Origin of the sequence: Klebsiella sp. 2-CIP_Kleb. (assembly GCF_050378715.1) — a bacterium.
Lineage (GTDB): Bacteria > Pseudomonadota > Gammaproteobacteria > Enterobacterales > Enterobacteriaceae > Klebsiella > Klebsiella quasipneumoniae.
The window spans coordinates 54,733-75,081 of sequence record NZ_JBNRLG010000006.1 but is presented as its reverse complement, the minus strand read 5'-3'; the positions used below and the strand labels follow the sequence as shown (position 1 = coordinate 75,081).

Sequence of the window (20,349 nt, the reverse complement as noted above, 5' to 3'; positions counted from 1 at the left end):
GACGAATCGAGAATTGAGAGAGGCCGCTTTATGTCCCATCAGGATATTATTCAAACACTGATTGAATGGATTGATGAACATATCGATCAACCACTTAACATTGATGTAGTCGCCAAAAAGTCAGGATACTCGAAGTGGTACCTGCAGCGGATGTTCCGCACCGTGATGCATCAGACGCTGGGGGATTATATTCGTCAGCGCCGTCTGCTGCTGGCGGCGGAGGCGTTGCGAACCACCCAGCGGCCGATCTTTGATATCGCCATGGATCTGGGCTACGTCTCGCAGCAAACCTTCTCGCGGGTCTTCCGCCGGGAGTTCGACCGCACCCCCAGCGACTACCGCCATCAGATCTCCGCGTGACGCGGCGGCTGAGGCACGTTCACGGGCGCGGGCGCATTGGCTAACCACTGCATAAATTCCCGCGCCGGCATCGCTTTCGCAAACAGCCAGCCCTGGCAATACTGCACGCCGCGCTTGTAGAGCCAGCTTACCTGCTCCGGCGTCTCCACGCCTTCCGCGATAGTCTTTAAACGCAACCCGCGCGCCATCTCGATGATGTGCTCGGCAATGAGGTGGCTGGTGTTGTTGGTGGTCAGCGTATCAACGAAGGTTTTATCGATTTTAAGGATATCGACGTTCAGGGCGTGCAGATTATGCAGATTCGAGTAGCCGGTGCCGAAATCATCGATGGCAATTTCATAGCCCGCTTCGCGAAACGCCTGGATCACCGGCGTGGTCTTCGGCACATCGATAAACCCCCGCTCGGTAACTTCGATTTTGATCTGTCCGATACAGACCGCATAGCTGCGCGCTTTCTCACTGATCTGTGAAATCAGCCGCGCCGAGTGGAAATCCGACGCAGAGAGATTGATCGCCACGTACAGCTGCGGATGGCTGGCAAGAAACTCGCCCATTTCGTAAAACAGCTCATCCACCACGTAGTCCGTCACCTGGGCAATCATGCCTTCATTTTCCGCCAGCGGAATAAACTCCGCCGGGTTCATCACCGGGCCGTCAAACCCTGGCCAGCGCAGCAGCGCTTCCGCTCCGACGCAGCGGTTATTTTTAATATCGATAATCGGCTGGTAGTGCAGGCGCAGCTGGCGGCAGCTCAGAGCCCGCTGCAGCATATTGCGCGGCGAGTGATACTGCCGGCGGGTGCGCGACCACACCAGCACCAGTAAAATACTGCAAATGATCCCCAGCGGCAGCGTCAGGCTGGCCTGGTCACAAAAGTTGTGATAATAGCTGGCCCGCGAGGTGGACATAATGACGGCGATCGGCCGGATAGCGGAGCGGGCTATCGTATACACCCGGCCATTCTGATTAAAAAAGGTATCGCCTTCGCGAATCAACGCATGAAGTTCCGCGGGCTCGACATTGTTACTGACCGAGAAAAAGAGGTTGGTTTTGGTATCAAATACGCCATAGGCTAAATCGCGATCGCTGGCGATTACCGAGCTGTACGAGAAGGGATTGACCACCACCACATAGGGCCCCTTCTGCATATAATTCATGGCAAAGCCCGGATAAAACGGCGTGTCCCGGTAATAGTAAATCGCGACATCCGGCTTTTTGGTGTAATTGGCCGCCGGCATCCGCCAGCCGGTTTGCTGATGAACGGACGTTGAACAGATAAAGCGCTGGCCGTTAGCGTAGATCAGATCTTCCACATACAGCAGGCCGCGAACGATATGCAATAAATAACGCTGATGGTCCGCTGAGCATAGCTCCCCGCGATACTGGCTGGCTTTCGCCCGGGCCTGATCCGCTTCGCGGATGACCATTTCCGTTTTTTGCAGCGCCAACTGCGAAAATGAGTGTAATTGATCAATGGTTTCGGCTTTCGCCCGCAGCTGGGCAAACCACAATGCCAGTACCACTGGTAATAAAATAACCAAACCCGTTCCGATGAGCCTTAGCGCCTTATGCGGCGCACTGTCACCCATTTACGCTTACATCCATGCGATATGCCTTAATTAAGGTAGACCAAACACGTTAGCAATCGCGACTGCGATAGACATCAGCAGATTTTCTGCCAGCCCTCACGGGCGTCAGCTTTACCCCTGATGGTGAAGAATAATACTTATTTATCAGGTATTCGGAAGATATTCCGCCAAGATTAAGAATAGACGCGTATCTGACTCGGTTTCTCCGTGTAATAAACAAGAACAGGTAATAAAACCCGCAGAATAATAATCATTAGCAAGGCAATGAAAATAAGATCAGCGGGGGTTGCTCACCAATATCCACACAAATAACATTGCTATTAAACGCAGCGAAAGCTCATTTTTTGACTGGTGAAGAAAGCGCCAAGTGTGATATAGTTCACACAAGTTGATGAAACAGAAATGGCGTTTCATCACTCTCTAGTACGCCAGTTGAGACCAGAGCGCTATGCCATCGTCAGTCGCGCCAGGTCGTCCATGGCTCCCCGACTTTCTTTGAGGATAGGTTAATGGCTTCCATTACTACCAGTGTCGTGTTGTTGCGCTGGCCCCTGGTGAGCGCAGTACTCATGTTTCTCGCCAGCTCACTGAATATTCAGCTTCGCAAAAGCGATTACGCCGGTCTGGCGGTGATCTGCAGCTGCCTCGGCCTTGCCGCCGCCTGCTGGTTCGCCACCGGTTTGCTCGGCATCACCCTGCTCGATATTGCCAAAATCTGGGGCAATATCAAAGATGTGATGATTGAAGTCATGAGTCAGACGCCGCCAGAATGGCCAATGATGATGACCTGAGGTTAAAAAGCTTCCCGACGGGAAGCTTTTTCGTTTTCTGCAGCTCTTATTTCCCCAATTTCGCCATCATCTCCGGACGCATAAATTTATGGATCACCACCATAAAGAGCAGCGATGGCACCAGCAAAATCAGCGCGGTAATCGACGAGACCTGATAGTTACCCGACATGCTGGCGTTATAGAGCAGCAGCGGCAGCGTAGTGATATCCGGCGCCCCGACGAAGAAGGTGCCGGTAAACTCATCCAACGACTCCAGAAAAACAAAGATGCAGGCGGCAACGATCCCTGGCGCCGCCTGCGGCAGCACGATGTGCCAGAAGGTATACACCGGTCCGGCGCCCAGGTTACGCGATGCCCGCGCCAGCAGCGGGTCGATGGCTGAAAACGCGGCCACACAGATCCACACCGAGTACATCAGACCATGGACGCTATGCACCAGCACCACCCCCGCGATAGTTCCGTTCAAGCCCCACTGGTAAAACAGACGAGCAATATTCATGTATACCGTCAGGTTGGGAAAGGCCTGCGGGAGGAGAAACAGCAGCATAAACAGCACCCGCAGCGGCATTTTCCGCCGGGAAAGCGCATAGCCGGCGGGAACGGAAATCAGCAAACAGACCCCCACCGACAGCAGGGCGATCAGTATGCTGGTTAACAGCGAGCTGGAGACATCGCTGTACGGATTGAAAACCTGATACCAGTACTTCAGGCCCCACTGGCTGGGCAGCGAATGGGGAAAATACCAGCTTTCCGCTACGGTCCAGATCAACAGGTTCAGAAGCGGGCCAAACATCGCCAGCAGCATAAACAGCAGCAGCAGGGTCTGCAGCACCGGGCTGGCGTTCACTTTACGGCGTCCTCTTACCCACCATGACGGAGAGGAAGCAAGGTTCAGCGCTTTCATCATTCACCGCCTTTTTGCTGCAGGCTATGGCGCAGGTAAAACCACGACAGCGCGCCGCAGATCGCCAGCGACACCACGCCAAGCGCATTCGCCACCGCGTAATCACCATAGGAATTGACGCGAAACGCCATATCCACGGTCAGCATCGTCGGCGTCCCCACGCCGATCATCAGCGGTACCGACAGCACCGACATCATGGTTACCGTCGACAGCACCAGCGCCACGCCGATGGTCGGCAGGACCTGCGGCAGCATAATATCGAACAGCAGCCGCGGCCGGGAGGCGCCAAGGTTACGTGCGGCGAGGATCTGCGACGGCTCCAGCGCCGCCATCGCTCCGCAGATCAACAGCGTAGCAAAGGCCAGCTGCTTCCAGACAAAGGTAATGACAATTCCCTTCCATCCCAGCCAGGAGAGGGTCTCCAGCGGCCTGACCAGATCGGCCGCCACCAGCGCATTGTTCATCAGGCCATTTTTGGCGAGAAAAGTGCGCATCATCTGAGCGACGACGATAAAAGGAATAAACAGCGGCAGGCGATACAAAAAACCCAGCAGGCGAACAACGGGCCGGCAAGGCGACAGCGCAATCACTGCCGACAGGGTAATGGCGATCAGCGCTAACAACGCCACCGAGATCAGCACGATAAGCAGCGAAAAGAGCACATCGTTGGCGTAAAGCGCGTAGACCTTGCGAAAATGATCGAGGGTGAACGGCTGTCCCGGCGCGGTAAACGCCGAGACCAGCGAAAACCCCAGCGGATACAAAAACAAGATCGCGACCATCAGCGCGGCCGGGGCAACCAGCAGCAAATATTTTAATGAACTGGACATAAAGAACCTGGCGTTGGCACAAGCAAGCGCCCGGGTCGGCGACCCGGGCTGGAAAAAGGGTTAATTGGCCACCTGGCTTTCGTAACCCTCTTTGATATCGTCAAAGTAGGGAGCGATCGGGAAGCTTTTGCCATACTTCGCCAACGCTTCTGGCGAGATTTCGGCAAACAGTTTTTGCCAGGTCGCTGCATCCAGCTTCGGCTTCACCTGCCCGGCGTCGATGCCCGGATACCAGTTGAACTGCTTAACGATCCCCTGCGCCTGCACTTCCGGGCTGGTGGCCAGCGCGATAAAGTCGCGCGCCAGCTGCGGATTCGCCGCTTTCGCCGGAATGACGTAATACATCGGCTGACCCGGCATGCCCGGGGCCAGTAAAGCGAGCTTAATCGATGGCGGCAGCTTGCCCTGATCTTTCCAGCTATAGAACATGTCGACCCATACCGGGCCCATGGCAATCTCTCCCCGACTTAGCATGTCGAGCGTACCAGCGTTGCCCGGAGTGAAAGTGACATTTTTATTGAACGCCTTCAGTTTCTCATAGGCTTGCTGCCAGCCCTTTTCGACGCTTTTATCATAAGGCGCGGAGGAGAGGCGCTCGGCGTCGGTCCCGTAGGCGTAGATCCAGCCCACCACAAAGCTAACGCCGGACATGCCGTTCTTGATGCCGTTATAGCCAAAAGCCTGAGGATGTTTCTGCGTCCAGGCCACCAGCTCGTCATACGACGCCGGTGGCGTATTGACGAGATCGCTGTTCCAGGCGATAGCGGTCTGGCTTAAGAACATCGGCATAACGTATCCGTCGACGTTAACGCCCAGCGCCTGGGTGGCGCTCGGCGAGCTCACCATGCCGCCGGTCTGAATATCCTGGCGATATTTTTGCAGCAATCCCTTTTCCACCTGCTCCCCGCCCGCCTTCTGATGCACCACGGCGACGTCGATATCCCATTGCTGCGCGCCGCTCTCCTGCTGGGCGCTCAGCTTCTCGCTAATTTTATTCGACCCGGCGTCGCCTGGGCCGGTACCGATCACCCGCACCTTGACGCCGGGATGAGCGGCTTCAAATTTTGGCCCCAGCCAGGTTTTCACGTAATCCACCATATTCTGATCGCCCGCGGTGGCGACGTTAAGAAAGGTGTCGGCCTGGGCGCTAACGCTCAGGCAGAGGGTCGTTAAGATCGCTGCTTTCGTCTTAGTAAACATGGATTGTCCCCAGAATGAACACGCTGATATCACTGTGATAGTGGTAAAGGAAAAATATGGAGGGCCGGCATCGGCACATGGAGCCTGACGCGGCTTTTCGTCGGCCAGCACTGAGCGGAGTCGGCCTGCAGCAGGCGGTCATGACAGCGCACGCTGTGGCGATACAGATTGCCCAGAAACGCGCTCTGCTCCACCATCCCCTCCAGGGCGAGCCCTTCCTGCGGCGCGGGCTGCGTTAATTCAGCGAGCGTGGCATCGGCGCTGCGAAAATAAATGACTTTTTCACCCTGCTGAGCAGCGGATAAACCGGATATTGCGGCAGCGGATATTTCATCAGAGGTTATTTTATTATCGGCGCCCATAAAATCAGCGACGAAGGGTGTCGCGGGTCGCTGATATATTTGTTCCGGCGTGCCGGTTTGCTCAATTCGCCCCTGGTTTAATACCGCAATTCGGTCCGCCATCACTAATGCCTCCTGCTGATCGTGGGTGACAATTAATGACGTAAAGCCGAGTTTCTTTTGCAGAGATTTAATTTCATGGCGCACATTGAGCCGCACTTTGGCATCCAGATTAGATAACGGCTCATCCAGCACCAGCACCTGAGGCTCTATCGCCAGCGCCCTCGCCAGCGCCACCCGCTGCCGCTGGCCGCCCGAGAGTTCGGTCACCTTCACGTCAGCCAGCCCGTCGAGATTGACGATCCGTAGCAGCTCCGCCACTCGCCGTGTGATATCCGCCCCGCGCCATTTGCGCAGCTTCAGGCCATAGCCAATATTGCGCGCCACCGTCAGGTGCGGCCACAGGGCGTAGCTTTGAAACACCATGGTGATATTGCGCTGCTCCGGCGCCTGATGGGTGATCGATCGGCTGGCGATGGCGATCTCCCCGCTTTCCACCGGAATAAAACCGCAGAGGGCATTCAGCAGGGTGGTTTTTCCACATCCCGAAGGGCCGAGCAGGGCGATCATCTCCCCCTGCTCGACCGCCAGATCGATATTATGTAAAACCACTTTATCGCCATAACTAATTTTAAGGCCAGAGATCTTTAAATAACTCATATTCGCTACCTGAAAGCGCTGTTGCGGGCATTTTTTATTGGTATGAACACGTGTTCATTTAGCTGTAAAAAAAATGCAACGTTGACTCGACATGATGTGAGCCTACTTTGTCGGGTATTTATGACAATTTAATTAAGCGACAAAAATTTTTGGCGAGGGTAAATGAAAATAGATGTGCTTGGCTGCGGGAGCGCCTTTTCCTGCACGCAAAATACTTCCGCGTTGCGGGTAATCGACGCGGACAACAAACAGTGGTTAATCGACTGTGGCCCCACCGTTCCCCGCGCGCTCTGGCAGCGCGGCGGCGGGGTCAACGATATCGACGCGATCTACTTCACCCACGTTCATCCGGACCACTGCACCGGTCTGACGGCGCTGCTGAATTACTGGAAAAGCGGCTCCCGCCAGAAGCCGTTGATTATCTACTGCCAGCCGGCGCAGCAGCCGGTGCTCAAGCAGCTGGCCGCGCTGGCGAACTGGCCGCAGGCGGAGCTTGGCTTCACCCTCGACTGGCAAGCGTGTCGCGACGCCTGGACGTGGCAGGACTGGCAGATCCGCACTGCCCCCACCCAGCATGAGCTGAGTAATCGCGCCATCCGTATCACCATTGCCGGGCAGACGCTGTTTTACAGCGGCGATGGCCGGCCGACCGCCGACTCGATGGCCCTGATGGCCGGCGCCGGGCTGGCGTTTCAGGAGTGTGCCTCGGTGGCGGCTCTGGACGATGACGCCTCTCATGGCGATTTCCCCTCTTGCCTGATGCTGTTCAGAACGCTGCAGCTCCCGGCGCTGGGGCTCTATCACTGCGAGGACGCTTCCCTGCCGGCGCTGAAGCAGGCCTGCCAGCCGTGGCCGGGTTTATTCGTTTCCCGGGATGGGCTCGCCTTAACGTTGCCGCGTCCCACGTTTAACGACGAGGCGCATATCCTATGAGCCCTGCACCCCGTAAACCCAGCGTCACTGCCCAGGACGTTGCCCAGCGAGCGGGCGTCTCCCGGGCGGTGGTGTCCCGGGCGTTGAGCAGCAACGGCAGCATCTCTCCCGATGCCCGGGCGCGGGTGTTGCGCGCCGCCGAAGAGCTGGGGTATCAGGTTAATTTCCTCGCCCAGGGGCTGAACCGCCAGCGCAGCCACTTAATCGGCGTGATCGTCTCGCGCATCAGCGATCCTTTTCGCAGCGCCCTGCTTGATGCCCTGCTCAACGAGATCCAACGCCAGGGCTTTCAGGCGCTGGTGAGCGAGATCCATAGCGAGCAGGATCTGGCGCACACCCTGCGCCGTTTCGCTCAGTTTCGCGTCTCCGGAGTTATCGTTACCTCCGGCCAGCCGCCGGAAGCGCTGGTGAACGAGTGCGTTCACCAGCATATTCCGGTGGTGGGCATTAACCGTCAACCGACGATCCCCGGGGTGGATTATGTCTGCTCTGATAACGCCGCTGGCGCCGAGCTGGCCGCCGACCAGCTGTTGCGCAGCGGCTGTCGGCGCTTCGGCTGGCTCAATACTCACCCTTCCACCTGGGCCGGACGCATGCGCGGGGAAGCGTTCAGCCGGGCGCTACAGACGCGCGGAGTGAACATCGAACGCGACCTGGCGCACCTCGCCTGTCCGGAAGAGGGCTACGTCGGCGGTGAGCAGGCCGCGGCGCTCGCTGGCGAGGTGCCTGAGGGGATCTTTTGCGCCAATGCCCAGCTTGCCTGTGGCTTTCTCGATGGAATGCGCCAGCGCGGCAAACAGGCGCCTGAGGATTACCAGCTGATTGGTTTTGATAACACGCCGCCGACCGCGCAATATAGCTACCAGCTCACCACCCTACATCAGGATGTGGCGGCGATTTCCCGCCAGGCGCTTACCCGGCTGCAGGAGCGCGCCGCCGACCCTTTACAACCTTCACGCACCACCTGGGTGGAGGTGACGTTAATTCACCGGCGCACGTCGCCCTTTGTTATCTGAGAGCAGGACTATGACGGAAGCACAACGAGAATCATTATGCGACTTGATTCGCCAGGCTGGCGCCCACGCCCAGGCGCTGCGCGATGCGGGATTACAGGTCGATAAAAAATCGCGCCAGGACTTTGTGTCGCAGGCGGATCTCGCGGTAGAACAACAGATTAAAGGCTGGCTGCAGGCCCATTTTCCCCAGGAGGGTTTCCTCGGCGAGGAGAGCGGTTTTGCTGGCGATGAACAGACCGTCTGGGTGCTCGACCCTGTCGATGGCACCACCAACTTTATCCTCGGTATGGATTACTGGTGTATCTCGCTGGCGCGAGTATGCCAGGGCGAGCTGACGCTTGGCATTATCTACGCTCCCGATCGCGATGAGTTTTTCTTCGCCGGCCGCGGCGAAGGCGCGTATCTCAACGACCAGCGTCTGACGCTACGCGAACCGGATCCGGATGCGGTGGTGGTGGGTATGGGCCGTTCCAGCCGCGCCCCGGCCAGCGACTACGCCCAGGCCATCGCGACCCTGCTCGACGCCGGCCTGGAATATCGCCGCTTCGGCGCGGGGGCCCTGATGCTGGCGCATGTCGCCGCCGGCCAGCTCCATGCCTATTATGAAGCGCATATGAACAGCTGGGACGCGCTGGCAGGCATGCTGTTGATTGAGGAGGCGGGTGGAAAGTGCAATGCGTTTCTCGCCAATGAGGGTCTGCGGCGAGGCAACCTCGTGCTGGCGGGCTGCGCAAGCGTCCAGCCGCGGCTGGCGGCCCTGCTGGCGAAATAACGCCACGCCGCCGGCGGCTGGCCGGCGGCGTGGACTGACTACCGCCAGGGTTCGCTGCGGGGAATATTATTCGGACAGCGCTTAATTGCGCAAAAGGACTGGTAAAAACAGGAGTCAGACCGCTCGCCGCCGGCATGGTATGGGCAAGATGGCCGCTCACGTAATTTTTCCCATTGCGCCTCATCGTACACCGTAATATTGTAGATTTTTAATGAATGATACTGGTCATTAATTAAAACTCTCGAGGAATAGAGCTTCATCGACTCGCCGGGCAGCAGGATCACATCGGCCTCGTACCACATGATAAATTTTAAGAAACGCAGACTGGATATTGCCGAGAAGGCGATGCCGGATTGCGGGCAGATCAGAGTATTAAGAATAGTCCATTTCATATTCCTTCCTTATACAGATGCTACAAATTGTTACCGTATATAGTGATAGCATTCATTATTATAAACCGCAAGCGTCCCTGACAATTATGTGACTTAAGACAATTCCTAACAACACAACCCATTATTAGTAACGTTTCATTTTCCTCTCGAAATTTATGATTAGGCCCGATAAAAAACAGCCAAATTAACCTTAAAAAAGAAAATATAATAAAAAATAAGATAATATAAACTTAATTGACAATACGTCTTAGTCCCTCTGGATGAGGCCTCAGTCATTGGTATTAGATGATGCAGCACTGAGCATTACCCGCGGTTGGCAAGAAAAGAGGACCGTAGCAGGCAGCTATTTATTGCGCGGTTACCTCGTCGTACGTCACCAGCTCCGCGAGGCCCTCAGACCGCGCTCGGGTAAATGTCGCGGGTGTCCCGCCAGATCGCATTCCTTAGCGATAATATCGACATAGCGATTGAGCATATTCTGCTCAATCGCTATGTCGGAAGACAGTCCACAGAATATTGCCATGCCGGTCTAACAAGCCCCGCTGAGGCCCTACCAGGTTTTGCCGATATTAAACTGAAACTGTTCTGCTTTATCACCATCGTACTTTTTAAACGGCTCTGCCCAGGAGAAGACCAGTGGACCAAGGGGAGACATCCACTGCACGGCAATCCCCGCGGAGAGACGAATATGACTCGGATCGCCGTAGTCAGGGATACCTGCCGCCAGCGTCTGCGCGGTGTTGTGCCAGGAGGTGCTCCAGACCGTCCCCGCGTCAACAAACAGCGAGGTTCGCAGACTATCGGCGTATTTGTCATTCACAAAGGGGGTTGGAATGATAAATTCGCTGTTCAGCACCGCCATGGCATTCCCGCCGACCGCATCAGACGAGGCGTCCAGCGGGCAGGCGCTATAGCTGCTTTCGCTACCATTGCAGCGGTAATAAGCCGCTTTAGGCCCAATGGTGTTAGAAGAGAAGCCGCGCACCGACGACGAACCGCCAGCGTAAAAGTTATCGTAGAACGGCACACTTTTGCCGTCTAACCCGCCAGCATAGCCTGCGCGCAGGCGTTCCATCCAGACCCAGCGCTTGTTTTCGCTCAGCGGCAGATACTGGGCGGTGTCAAAAGAGAGTTTGTAGTAGCTATTATCCGAACCGGGGAGCGTCACTTTACCGCTCAGGCTGCTCTTGTTTCCCGCACGCGGGAAGAAGCCGCGATCGAGATCGTTGTAGCCCCATCCAAGACTCACAAAATAATCGTTGGCGCTATATTTTGCGCCACTGTCGCCATCTTTCGTCACCACGCTGGGCTCGATTCCCCGAGAGCTGAGGTAGCGCCAGGTCGTCAGCTCCGGATCCATATTGGTCAGGCGATTATGGACATAATCCAGCCCCAGGTTCAGGGAGTTATTTTCGCTAATGGGAAACCCTAGCGTACTGCCTAAGCCATAGCTCTGCTGGTTATAGCTCCCGGCATCCGCATCGGAAGCATCATAGCTGTTATAAAAAATCTTTCCGCCCAGGCTGATGCCATCAACGGTAAACCACGGGTTCGTCGCCCCCAGTTCAAGATAAGACTGATAGCTGTTGCGCGTCCCATTGAAGCTCACGCTATTGCCCGTACCCAGCCAGTTATCCTGCGTCACGCCAAGCTGATAGCTCACGCCGCTATCCGTACCAAATCCCAGGCCCACGTTGAATGAGCCGGTATTGCGCTCCTTCACCTTGTAGACCACATCGACCTGATCCGCCGTTCCATTGACCGGAACGATCTGCTGTTCAACGTTCTCAAAAAAACCCGTTCGATCAAGACGTACTTTCCCTTGCTCGACTTTTTCGTTGTTGAGCCACGCCCCTTCCATTTGGCGCATTTCACGACGTAACACCGCGTCCCGGGAGGTGTCGTTACCGGAAAAGCGGATCTGGCGTACCGAGTAGCGGCGGCCGGCGTTGACCTGAATATGCAGCGTCACACGATGATGCGCGTCATCGATTTCCGGCGTGGTCGTCACCTGCGGCCAGGCATAACCATACTTACCAAAACGCTTTTTGATCTCATTTTCAACCGTGGTGACTTGCGCCCCGCTATACCATGCCCCCGCCAGCGGCTGGGCAAGGGCCTCGATCTCCGGTCCATGCTGCGCCAGGTCGCCTGTCACCTGAGTTCGGTCGACCTGATAACGTTCGCCTTCATTGAGGGTGATGGTGATATACAGGGATTTTTTATCTGGCGTCATACTGACCTGCGTGGACTGGATCGCAAAGCGCGCATAGCCGCGATCGAGATAAAAACTGCGCAGCGTTTCCAGATCGGCTTCCAGCTTCTGTTTCTGATATTTTTTATCCGCTACCACATTCCACCACGGCACATTATCGCGTAGCTGAAGCTGGTCCAGGAGCGTCTCTTCCCGAAACGCCTGATTACCGATAATGTTTATTTGTGCGATTTTCGCCGATACGCCTTCCTGAAAGACGAACGTTAAGTCAACGCGATTACGCGGTAACGGTGTCACCACAGCGTGAACCTGCGCGCTGTATTTCCCCGCGCTGTAATAGAAATCCTGCAACCCCTTTTCTATTTCGCTAAGCGAATTTCGATCCAGTGCGCTACCTGCTGAAATACCTGTCGCGGTGAGATTTTCCTTTAACGCATCATCCTTCACCGACTTATTCCCGGAAAAACTGATGCTGGCAATAGTGGGCCTCTCCTTAACCTGCACCACCAGCGTTTTCCCATCGCGCAGGATCTGCACATTCTCGAAATTGCCGCTCGCATACAGCGCGCGCACTGCCTCGCTGACTTCCTCTGCCGTCACCGCTTCTCCCGCGTGCAACGGCATACTTAATAGCGCCGCCCCGACGGTCACGCGCTGCAGCCCTTCAAAACGGATATCATCAACTTGATATGAGGTTGCGGCGTACAGCGTTAAAGGGGTAATCAATAATCCGCTGATGATATGAGTCTTTTTTAACATGAATGTGTCGTCTACGAGATAATGAGCAATAGCAGTTATCTGCTGGCGTTGAGCTTATTTGTTCAGGATGCGTATCTAAGATATGCGACAGAAATAACCTGAGCGAGGCGCAGAATTACATGCAATTATGGCGACAAAATGGAGAAAAAAAGGATGTTAAATCATGTTTAAAAATATATTTAATGATGGAACTTTTCCTGAACGCCGTGGTTCTAATGGCCAACACCAGAGCTATATTTAGATTTACCTGAACGGTCTTTATTGAAAAAGCCCCCTTTCTTGCTAATGGAAAGGGGGAAGGATCTCGTTAGGAATGTTGTTCTCTGGAATCACCAGGAACAGGCACAATCATATTCTTAAAGCCAGCAGATATAATGAAGAGAAATTGAATAAATTATGCAATCGACATCACAACATTTTATCTTGTATTCACCACCAGACGCCGATGGCGAACATCTCCATATTTTCCTCAAAATAGCAGAATACAGTAGGGACGCCTTATCAAGGCATCAAGGAAAGTCTATCGTTATCTACAATAGCCAAGCAGTGGCGCCTCGCCAGGGAAGGTGAGGCATAGGCTTCACCATCCTGCCGCCTCCCATCATCAATCACAGGGAATCGCGTATGACACGCTTACTTAAAACGATGTTACCTATCATTCTCTGCACCCTCGTTGGGTTATCGTTCGCTTCACCCACGCAGGCTGCCTCCAGTCTGCCGATTATTCTCCCCGCGCTAACATGCGATGCGCTAAGCGCTACCGACTTCAGCGCCGCCGTTGGCGCAAAGGTCACTATCAACCACACTGAAATGCAGACCTCTGCGCAGGGAAGCTGGTGCAAGGTGAGCGCCACTATCGCCCCCCAGATTGGCGTGCAGATTGCCCTGCCGACCCAGCGCTGGAGTCAACGTTTCTTGCAGGTCGGCTGCGGCGGACTGTGCGGGAGTATTAACCTGAGTCTGTCGAATGCCAGCGGCTGCCTACCGGCAATGAACGGCGAGTTTGTGGTGGCAGCAACCGATATGGGGCACCATGGCAGTATGATGGATGCGTCATGGGCAGAAGATCCGCAAAAGCGCATCGATTTTGCCTGGCGCGCCAACCACCTGACCGCAGTGCTGGCCAAAGCGGTGATGCAGACGCTTTACCGCCAGCCGCCAAAGTACGCGTACTTTATGGGCTGCTCAGACGGCGGTCGCGAAGCATTGATGGAAGCGCAGCGCTTTCCGCAGGATTTTGACGGTATCAGCGCTGGCGCGCCAGCGGCCTTTTTCCAGTTTCAGAACTCCTTCTTCCACGGCTGGAATGTGGCCGCCAATCAGCGTCCGGACGGTACCGCTATCTTGTTGAAAGATCGCTTACCTTTGATTCACCAGGCCATACTGGCTCACTGCCCGACGCTTTCCGGCGTGCAGGACGGCATCCTGCAAAACCCCTATGCCTGTCAGTTCTCTGAGACTTGGCTTCCCCGCTGTCCTGCCAACGCTCAGGACCGTTCCGCCTGCCTGACACAGGAAGAGATTGAGGTAGTGAAAAAGCTCTACCGCGGCGCTTACGACAGCCACGGCGCCCAGTTCGTCGCTGGCGGTCTTCCGCTGGGCTCCGAGCTACGCTGGCCGGTGCCGGAGACGCCGACCGGCCACTCAATGTCGGAAATGATGGTACTACCGGCTCTGCAATCCGTGCTCCTGCCGGGAGGAAAACAGAAGATCCAATCGATGCGGGATTTCCCACTTAATCAGCAGAATTTTGACGCCGTCGCTCAACTGGCACCGCTCTATAATGCGGCAAATACCAATCTTCATGCCTATCAGCAGCGCGGCGGCAAGCTTATCCTCTGGCACGGTCTGGCCGATGACTCCGTCAGCCCAGCCTTTTCTATCGCCTATTACCGCGGCGTAGAAGCAGAGATAGGCCATGCCGCAACGGATTCCTTCCTGCGGTTATTCCTGCTGCCTGGGGTAGCACATTGCGGTAATGGCGAAGGTTACGATCAAATTGATCTCCTTACCCCGCTGATGCGCTGGACCGAGGAAGGCATCGCGCCGCAAGAGATTATGGCCGGCAAACGGGCGCCAGCCGCCGCCAGGCTGCCGCCGATGACAGAAAAACCAGATGCCCAAACGCAGTTTCACGGCGTGCAGAAAGTCAGTCAGCCTTACGCTGACGCCGCTCCAGCCGTTATCGCAACGCGTCCGGTGTATCCCTTCCCGGCCATTGCCCGTTATAACGGGCACGGCAACGTGAATGACGGCGAAAATTATCATGCAGAGCAATCAACCGCGTTTGGTCATCTGCAGGTGGCAAAACCCGCCAGCGACTTTATTGGCCCTGATAACCAAAAAAATTATCAGGTTCGCCACGGCGAGCTCACCGTTCAATAAATCCAGGGCTCCTCATTGAGGAGCCCTTCGTTTTTGGGATTGGCCTCAATCATGCATAGCAAAACGCTCCAGCAATCGGTATTAAGCGACCTGCTCTTGTGGATCGATAATAATCTGGATAAGAAACTGACCGTCGACGATCTGAGCGATATCTCTGGTTATTCCCCCTGGCATTTGTTTCGGCTCTTCCGTCATTATTTTGATCGATCGCCGATGGAATATATCCGCCAGCAGCGCATGTCGCTCTGTCGCCGTTTATTGCTGACGACGCCTGGTTACCGTATTGTCGATATTTGTATTATGGTTGGTTATGACGATCTCAGTGCGTTTAATCGTACCTTCAAAAAATATCATGCGCTCACCCCCACTCAATATCGTCATCAGGTCACCCGGCAAAAATAAGGAAGGTCCCCCTCCTCCGCATCGCTGCGGTTGGGAATGGAAGGGGGACAGGGGGTATTGCAGAAGGGAAATAGCAGGGTGCTATTATCGAGCCCGATCGGGATCAACGACCTTGCTCGACGGAAATCAGTATAAAAGGATATTTTGAGCTAATAATGTAGAGGGCGTGAAGATTTTGTCACCATTTATAATTGTTTCCACCGCTCTCATCTGAAATAAAAAAACCGGGCCGCGCTGCACCCGGTTTCATTCTCATCAGCACCATCAGAAGTGAGTATTTACGCTCACAAAGAAGGTCCGCCCCGATTCGTTATAGGTCTCGGCACCCGCGCCATACAGATAAGCTCCCGTCGTCGCGTTGCCGGTCGTTTGCGCATTCCCTGCCCGATAGTGGCGGATATCAAACAGGTTATCTATCCCGCTGGTGAAGCTCAGGTTTTTGTTCACATCCCAGGTCGCACTGAGACCGACAATACTGTATGGGCTGACTTCGTTTAATTCGCTGCCGCTGACCGCCTCGCCCTTATAATTAAAGCGTTTTGGTTTCTGTCGGCCATACCAGGTAAAGGTGCTCTGCAGAGAGAGATCTTCACGGACCTGCCAGCTCAAAGTCGAGTTCAGGGTAAACTGCGGGATCACTGACAGTCGGTCGCCTGTCGTCTTATTCTTGCTCTGCAGCATCCATGTCAGGTTATTGCTCCAGTTAACCGTCTCCCCCATCGGAAGATTCAACGTTCCTTCCAGGCCTTCCACTAACGCCTTTGGTACGTTTTCCCACTGATAGATATTGGTGGTGCCGTTGCTGGCAGTGCCCACCGCCGCGTACCCTGACTCAATCTTGTTGTGATAGTCGTTACGGAACCAGGTGATTCCCGCCTGATAGCCCTCATGCTTATACTCAAGACCAATCTCTTTATTAACGCTGGTCTCCGCTTTCAGGTCGCTATTCCCCATCAGATAGCAGGCGGAACTACTGGCGTAACAGCCTTGACCGTTGCTGTAGAGAATATAGTTCGGGTTCAACTGGTAGAGGTTAGGCGCCTTGTAAGCGCGGGCAATGCCCAGCTTCAGCGTCCAGTCGTCCGTCAGCTCCTGGGACAGGTTCAGCGAGGGGCTCCAGTTATTGCCGACGATGCTGTGGTGGTCGAAGCGCAGAGCGGGTGTCAGCATGGTGCTGTCCGTTAGCGCCATATTATCTTCGGTAAACAGCGAGAAGATCTCGGCGCTGGAGTACGGGCTACGACCAGTAGCCGATACGCCATCGATAGTTCCGTAAGAGAGCGCCTGGGTTGTCGATACGCCATCTTTCATCCGCTGCTGATTCCATTCTGTCCCCAGCGTCAGATTCTGATCGACCCCCAGCGTAAACGGAATATTCACTTCGCTATGTAGCAGAACATCGGCCAGATCGATATCTGAAAACTCGCTACTGGAGAAGATCCCTTCCGTCCCCCCCGCCAGCCCTTCATTCATTCGCGAGTTGCGGGTGTGTTCGTACTGGGCATAGCTGTTGCTGGTCACGCCATTATCCCAGCCGCCGGTCCATGTCACGCCATAAGTTTGCCGGTAGAGACGGTTAGTCTCTTTCCCGTACATGCTCTTCACCAGCGTACTGGTATTGGTGTTTTGTGTGTCGCCGGCATAGAGGTTGCCCTGTCGGCTGTAGCCGGCCTCAAACTCCAGGGCCTGCATCGGGGCGAACTCCCAGCGCAGCTTACTGTGAATATCTTTGTTCACCACCCCTTCACGTCCGGCGGGATAAGAGCCCGCGTAGGAGCCTGTACGCTCGGCTTCATGCCCGGCGTTAATGTCCTGAGCATCGGCCTGGGTTTTACTCAGATTACCCCAGAGATTGAAGCTGACACTGTCTGACAGCGGACCATTGAGGCTAAAGTTGGTACGTTTCGTCGACCCTTCTTTACGATGCTGCGGAGCATTCATATAGGTATTCCACGACCCATGCCATTCAGGCGTGGTCGGTTTGGTCACGATGTTGACGACCCCGCCCATCGCGCCATTACCATAGCGCGCCGCCGCCGGGCCGCGGATCACATCGATATGATCGATCATCTCTGCCGGCACCCAGTTGGTATCGCCACGGGAATCACGATCGCCGCGCCAGCCATACCGCACCGAGTTACGGCTGGTGACCGGTTTTCCATCGACCAGCACCAGAGTGTTCTCTGGCCCCATCCCACGGATATCAATTTGTCGGTTGTTGCCTCGCTGACCGCTGGTGGAGTTACCGGTCAGATTGACCCCGGGTTGCGTACGAATTAACTCCGACACATCGCGGGCGGGGGGATGTTTGCGAATCTCGTCCGCAGTAATGGTCGACACGCCCGGCGCCTGCAGGTTCTGCCTGGCGGCAGTCACCACCATCGTTTCCTCGTGATGTTCAGCAGTGGGGGTGCTCTCGTCAGACGTCGATGGTTCGATAACGCTCTCTGTCGCCTGCAGCGGCACGCTACAGGCAAACAGAGGAATGGCGATCCCCAGCGGGAAGAGAGACGTGTATTTCATAGAATATGCCCTGTTTTCTGTTGCTGTCGGGCATAACGCCTTCCCCAATTGAAAAAACAATGGGATAAAATATTTGCCTCAGCGCCTCGCCAGATTTTGGCGCAGGTCAGCGCCTTCCCGGCATTAATGGGAATAAGAAGACAGCGTGAGGCATAATAAAATTAAGTGCCCTGTTTCATCATTAGAGAAAAAGCGCTGCGCGCTATTCTTTGATAGCGTAATCCAGACAGCGTGTCATTAGAGTAATGTGCCGTGTTACGGTAATAAAAATGAGATTCATTATCAAGATGATAATAATCAATATCAGAGAAAAATAAAATAACATTTACCAATCAGCTGGTTACCAAAAAACAAACGAAAGAGAATAAAGTAAAAATAAAATCATCACTTTCTATTCATCATTAAAAAAACATATTTTTATCATATTATCTCCATAGTTAAATTAAAGACAAAAGCACATTAATAGTAAGTAATACTATTTGCGAAAGACTCTTTGTCGGTATCGTTACACCTTTTCCCCCATGTCATACCCAGCTAACGGCGGCCGTTCTGCTAAAATAAACACATCCCCCTGCGGAGTGCTCCTCCATGAACGCCAATTCGCTATCACGCCTGTTTATCGCCTGGCTTACCTGCCTCGCGACGCTGTTATTCGCCCCTTTTCTGCCGGCGGCGGAGGCGGAAATCGCGCCGCCGGTGGCAACCGAAGACAACACGCTGTCGATCCATATCGACGATATGCTGCAGCCGTGGAAAGGCGATCTGCCTGGCATGCTCGATCGGCGCACCATCCGGGTATTAACCACCTACAGCAAGACCTTCTTTTTTATTGATAAAGGCACCCAGCGCGGGGCAACGCACGACATCTTTATCGCGCTGGAAAACGATCTGAATAAACAGCTGGCGAAAGATAAAAAGCTAAAACAGCGCCACCTGAAGCTGCACATCGTTTTTGTGCCGGTCAGTCGGGATAATCTCTTTACCGCGCTTAATGAAGGTAAAGGGGATATCGCCGCCGCCAACCTGACTATCACGCCCTCGCGGGAAGCCCAGGTCGATTTCGCCCAACCGCTCTACAGCAACGTGAAAGAATTACTGATCTCCGGCCCGGCATCGCCGAAGGTCGACAGTCTGGAGCAGCTCTCCGGTCAAACGGTCTTTGTTCGCCGCTCCTCCAGCTATTACGAAAGTCTGCAAGCGCTGAACGCCCGATTTGCCAGCGAGTCACGACCGCCGGTTACCCTGGAAGCGGCGCCGGAAGCGCTGGAGGATGAAGATCTGCTGGAAATGCTCAACGCCGGGCTGGTGCCGTTGATCGTCGTCGATCAGCATAAAGCGGTTTTCTGGAAACAGGTATTTCCGAAAATCCAGGTCCATGACAACGTGGTGCTGCGCGACGGCGGCAACATTGCGTGGGCGGTACGCCAGGACAGCCCGCAGCTGCTGGCGCTGCTGAACAACTTCGTGAAAAAGAATCGTCAGGGCACCACGCTGGGTAATACCCTGCTGCTGCGTTACCTGAAAAATGCCCAATATGTTAAAAATGCCGCAGCGAGTAAGGAACGGCGTAAGTTCCTCGCCATGGTGGACGTTTTCCGAAAATATGGCGATCGCTATGATGTCGACTGGCTGCTGATGGCGGCCCAGGGATACCAGGAGTCGCGGCTGAACCAGTCGGTTCGAAGCCACGTTGGCGCCGTCGGGGTGATGCAGGTGATGCCCCGCACCGGAAAAGAGCTGAAGGTGGGCGATATTAAACAGCTGGATCCCAATATTCATGCTGGCGTGAAATATATGCGCTGGATGATAGATCGTTACTATGCTGATGAGCCCATGACACGGCTGGATAAAGCGCTATTTGCCTTTGCCTCCTACAACGCCGGTCCGGCGCGTATCGCCCGCCTGCGCACCATGACCAAACAGCGCGGGTTTGATCCAAACGTCTGGTTCGGTAACGTCGAAAATCTGGCGGCAGAAAAAATCGGCGCGGAAACGGTGACCTACGTCAGCAATATCTATAAGTATTACATCGCCTATCGGCTGATCGTCGATGACATGGCCCGCAAACAGAAAGCGACGGCGGCACCGCGGCAGGAGCCGGTGGCGCCGCCAGCCAAACCGCAGCCCAGCGTGGCGATGCCCGCGACCGCTCAGGTGCCCGCGGCCTGAAGCGCTCGCGGCCAGCGGTCAAAACCACTTCTGAGGCGGTGGTGAAAT

General features: G+C 54.9%; 16 protein-coding genes. 8 read left to right on the top strand and 8 right to left on the bottom strand.

All coding sequences use genetic code 11. From position 1 onward, the window contains the following. Positions 1-30 precede the first annotated feature (30 nt). Entirely contained in the window at positions 31-360 is a 330-nt protein-coding gene (gene soxS / locus ACQUTP_RS18910; protein ID WP_004206330.1) for a superoxide response transcriptional regulator SoxS, read from the top strand. Here soxS and ACQUTP_RS18905 read toward each other — a convergent pair. Next, positions 345-1,949 (bottom strand): EAL domain-containing protein, encoded by a 1,605-nt coding sequence (locus ACQUTP_RS18905; protein ID WP_017900108.1) that lies wholly within the window; start codon positions 1,947-1,949, stop codon positions 345-347. The two genes, soxS and ACQUTP_RS18905, sit on opposite strands and share 16 nt — an antisense overlap. 509 nt (positions 1,950-2,458) lie before the next feature. Between ACQUTP_RS18905 and ACQUTP_RS18900 the strand changes: the two genes are divergently transcribed. Continuing rightward, positions 2,459-2,740: a YjcB family protein gene (locus ACQUTP_RS18900; RefSeq protein WP_002885064.1), complete on the top strand. Its 282-nt coding sequence runs from the start codon at positions 2,459-2,461 to the stop codon at positions 2,738-2,740. 46 nt (positions 2,741-2,786) lie between these two features. Here the strand turns inward: ACQUTP_RS18900 and ACQUTP_RS18895 are convergent, their stop codons facing one another. The 4 genes from ACQUTP_RS18895 to ACQUTP_RS18880 are packed head-to-tail and all read right to left on the bottom strand — an operon-like array spanning position 2,787 to position 6,735. Next, on the bottom strand, positions 2,787-3,644 hold the full coding sequence (locus tag ACQUTP_RS18895; protein ID WP_004206327.1) for an ABC transporter permease: 858 nt from the start codon (positions 3,642-3,644) through the stop codon (positions 2,787-2,789). Beyond that, positions 3,644-4,474 carry an ABC transporter permease gene (locus tag ACQUTP_RS18890; protein ID WP_004206325.1) on the bottom strand — a complete coding sequence of 277 codons (831 nt, stop codon included), beginning with the start codon at positions 4,472-4,474 and terminating at the stop codon, positions 3,644-3,646. Before ACQUTP_RS18890 ends, ACQUTP_RS18895 begins: the two co-directional genes overlap by 1 nt. 60 nt (positions 4,475-4,534) lie before the next feature. Continuing rightward, positions 4,535-5,674 (bottom strand): extracellular solute-binding protein, encoded by a 1,140-nt coding sequence (locus tag ACQUTP_RS18885; protein ID WP_004206323.1) that lies wholly within the window; start codon positions 5,672-5,674, stop codon positions 4,535-4,537. Positions 5,675-5,703: 29 nt separating this feature from the next. Further along, a complete protein-coding gene (locus tag ACQUTP_RS18880; protein ID WP_004206321.1) occupies positions 5,704-6,735 on the bottom strand; it encodes an ABC transporter ATP-binding protein in 1,032 nt (343 codons plus the stop codon). Positions 6,736-6,897: 162 nt separating this feature from the next. Between ACQUTP_RS18880 and ACQUTP_RS18875 the strand changes: the two genes are divergently transcribed. From ACQUTP_RS18875 to ACQUTP_RS18865, 3 genes are read left to right on the top strand one after another with little or no spacing between them, the layout of a single operon-like run. Beyond that, a complete protein-coding gene (locus tag ACQUTP_RS18875) occupies positions 6,898-7,668 on the top strand; it encodes an MBL fold metallo-hydrolase (protein ID WP_004206319.1) in 771 nt (256 codons plus the stop codon). Beyond that, positions 7,665-8,684, top strand: coding sequence for a LacI family DNA-binding transcriptional regulator (locus ACQUTP_RS18870; RefSeq protein ID WP_428902428.1), 1,020 nt, complete (start codon positions 7,665-7,667; stop codon positions 8,682-8,684). The genes ACQUTP_RS18875 and ACQUTP_RS18870 overlap by 4 nt, the downstream gene beginning before the upstream one ends. A 10-nt stretch (positions 8,685-8,694) precedes the next feature. Then, positions 8,695-9,456, top strand: coding sequence for an inositol monophosphatase family protein (locus ACQUTP_RS18865; RefSeq protein ID WP_049004460.1), 762 nt, complete (start codon positions 8,695-8,697; stop codon positions 9,454-9,456). 38 nt (positions 9,457-9,494) lie between these two features. Here ACQUTP_RS18865 and iraM read toward each other — a convergent pair whose 3' ends face one another. Together iraM and bamA are read right to left on the bottom strand one after the other, a co-directional pair. Next, positions 9,495-9,848, bottom strand: coding sequence for an anti-adapter protein IraM (gene iraM / locus ACQUTP_RS18860; protein ID WP_004206315.1), 354 nt, complete (start codon positions 9,846-9,848; stop codon positions 9,495-9,497). A gap of 550 nt (positions 9,849-10,398) precedes the next feature. Next, on the bottom strand, positions 10,399-12,822 hold the full coding sequence (bamA, locus tag ACQUTP_RS18855; RefSeq protein WP_032456847.1) for an outer membrane protein assembly factor BamA: 2,424 nt from the start codon (positions 12,820-12,822) through the stop codon (positions 10,399-10,401). Positions 12,823-13,446: 624 nt separating this feature from the next. On the opposite strand from bamA, the gene ACQUTP_RS18850 reads away from it, so the two are divergent. Further along, positions 13,447-15,207, top strand: coding sequence for a tannase/feruloyl esterase family alpha/beta hydrolase (locus ACQUTP_RS18850; protein WP_285755512.1), 1,761 nt, complete (start codon positions 13,447-13,449; stop codon positions 15,205-15,207). Positions 15,208-15,240: 33 nt separating this feature from the next. Continuing rightward, the gene (locus ACQUTP_RS18845; RefSeq protein ID WP_017900112.1) at positions 15,241-15,609 is read left to right on the top strand and encodes a helix-turn-helix transcriptional regulator; all 369 of its coding nucleotides are present in this window, start codon (positions 15,241-15,243) and stop codon (positions 15,607-15,609) included. A gap of 264 nt (positions 15,610-15,873) precedes the next feature. On the opposite strand, the gene ACQUTP_RS18840 is transcribed toward ACQUTP_RS18845, so the two are convergent. Beyond that, entirely contained in the window at positions 15,874-18,132 is a 2,259-nt protein-coding gene (locus ACQUTP_RS18840; RefSeq protein WP_062913522.1) for a TonB-dependent siderophore receptor, read from the bottom strand. A 588-nt stretch (positions 18,133-18,720) separates the two neighbouring features. Here ACQUTP_RS18840 and ACQUTP_RS18835 point away from each other — a divergent pair. Continuing rightward, the gene (locus ACQUTP_RS18835) at positions 18,721-20,301 is read left to right on the top strand and encodes a lytic transglycosylase F (protein ID WP_023319488.1); all 1,581 of its coding nucleotides are present in this window, start codon (positions 18,721-18,723) and stop codon (positions 20,299-20,301) included. Positions 20,302-20,349 lie beyond the last annotated feature (48 nt).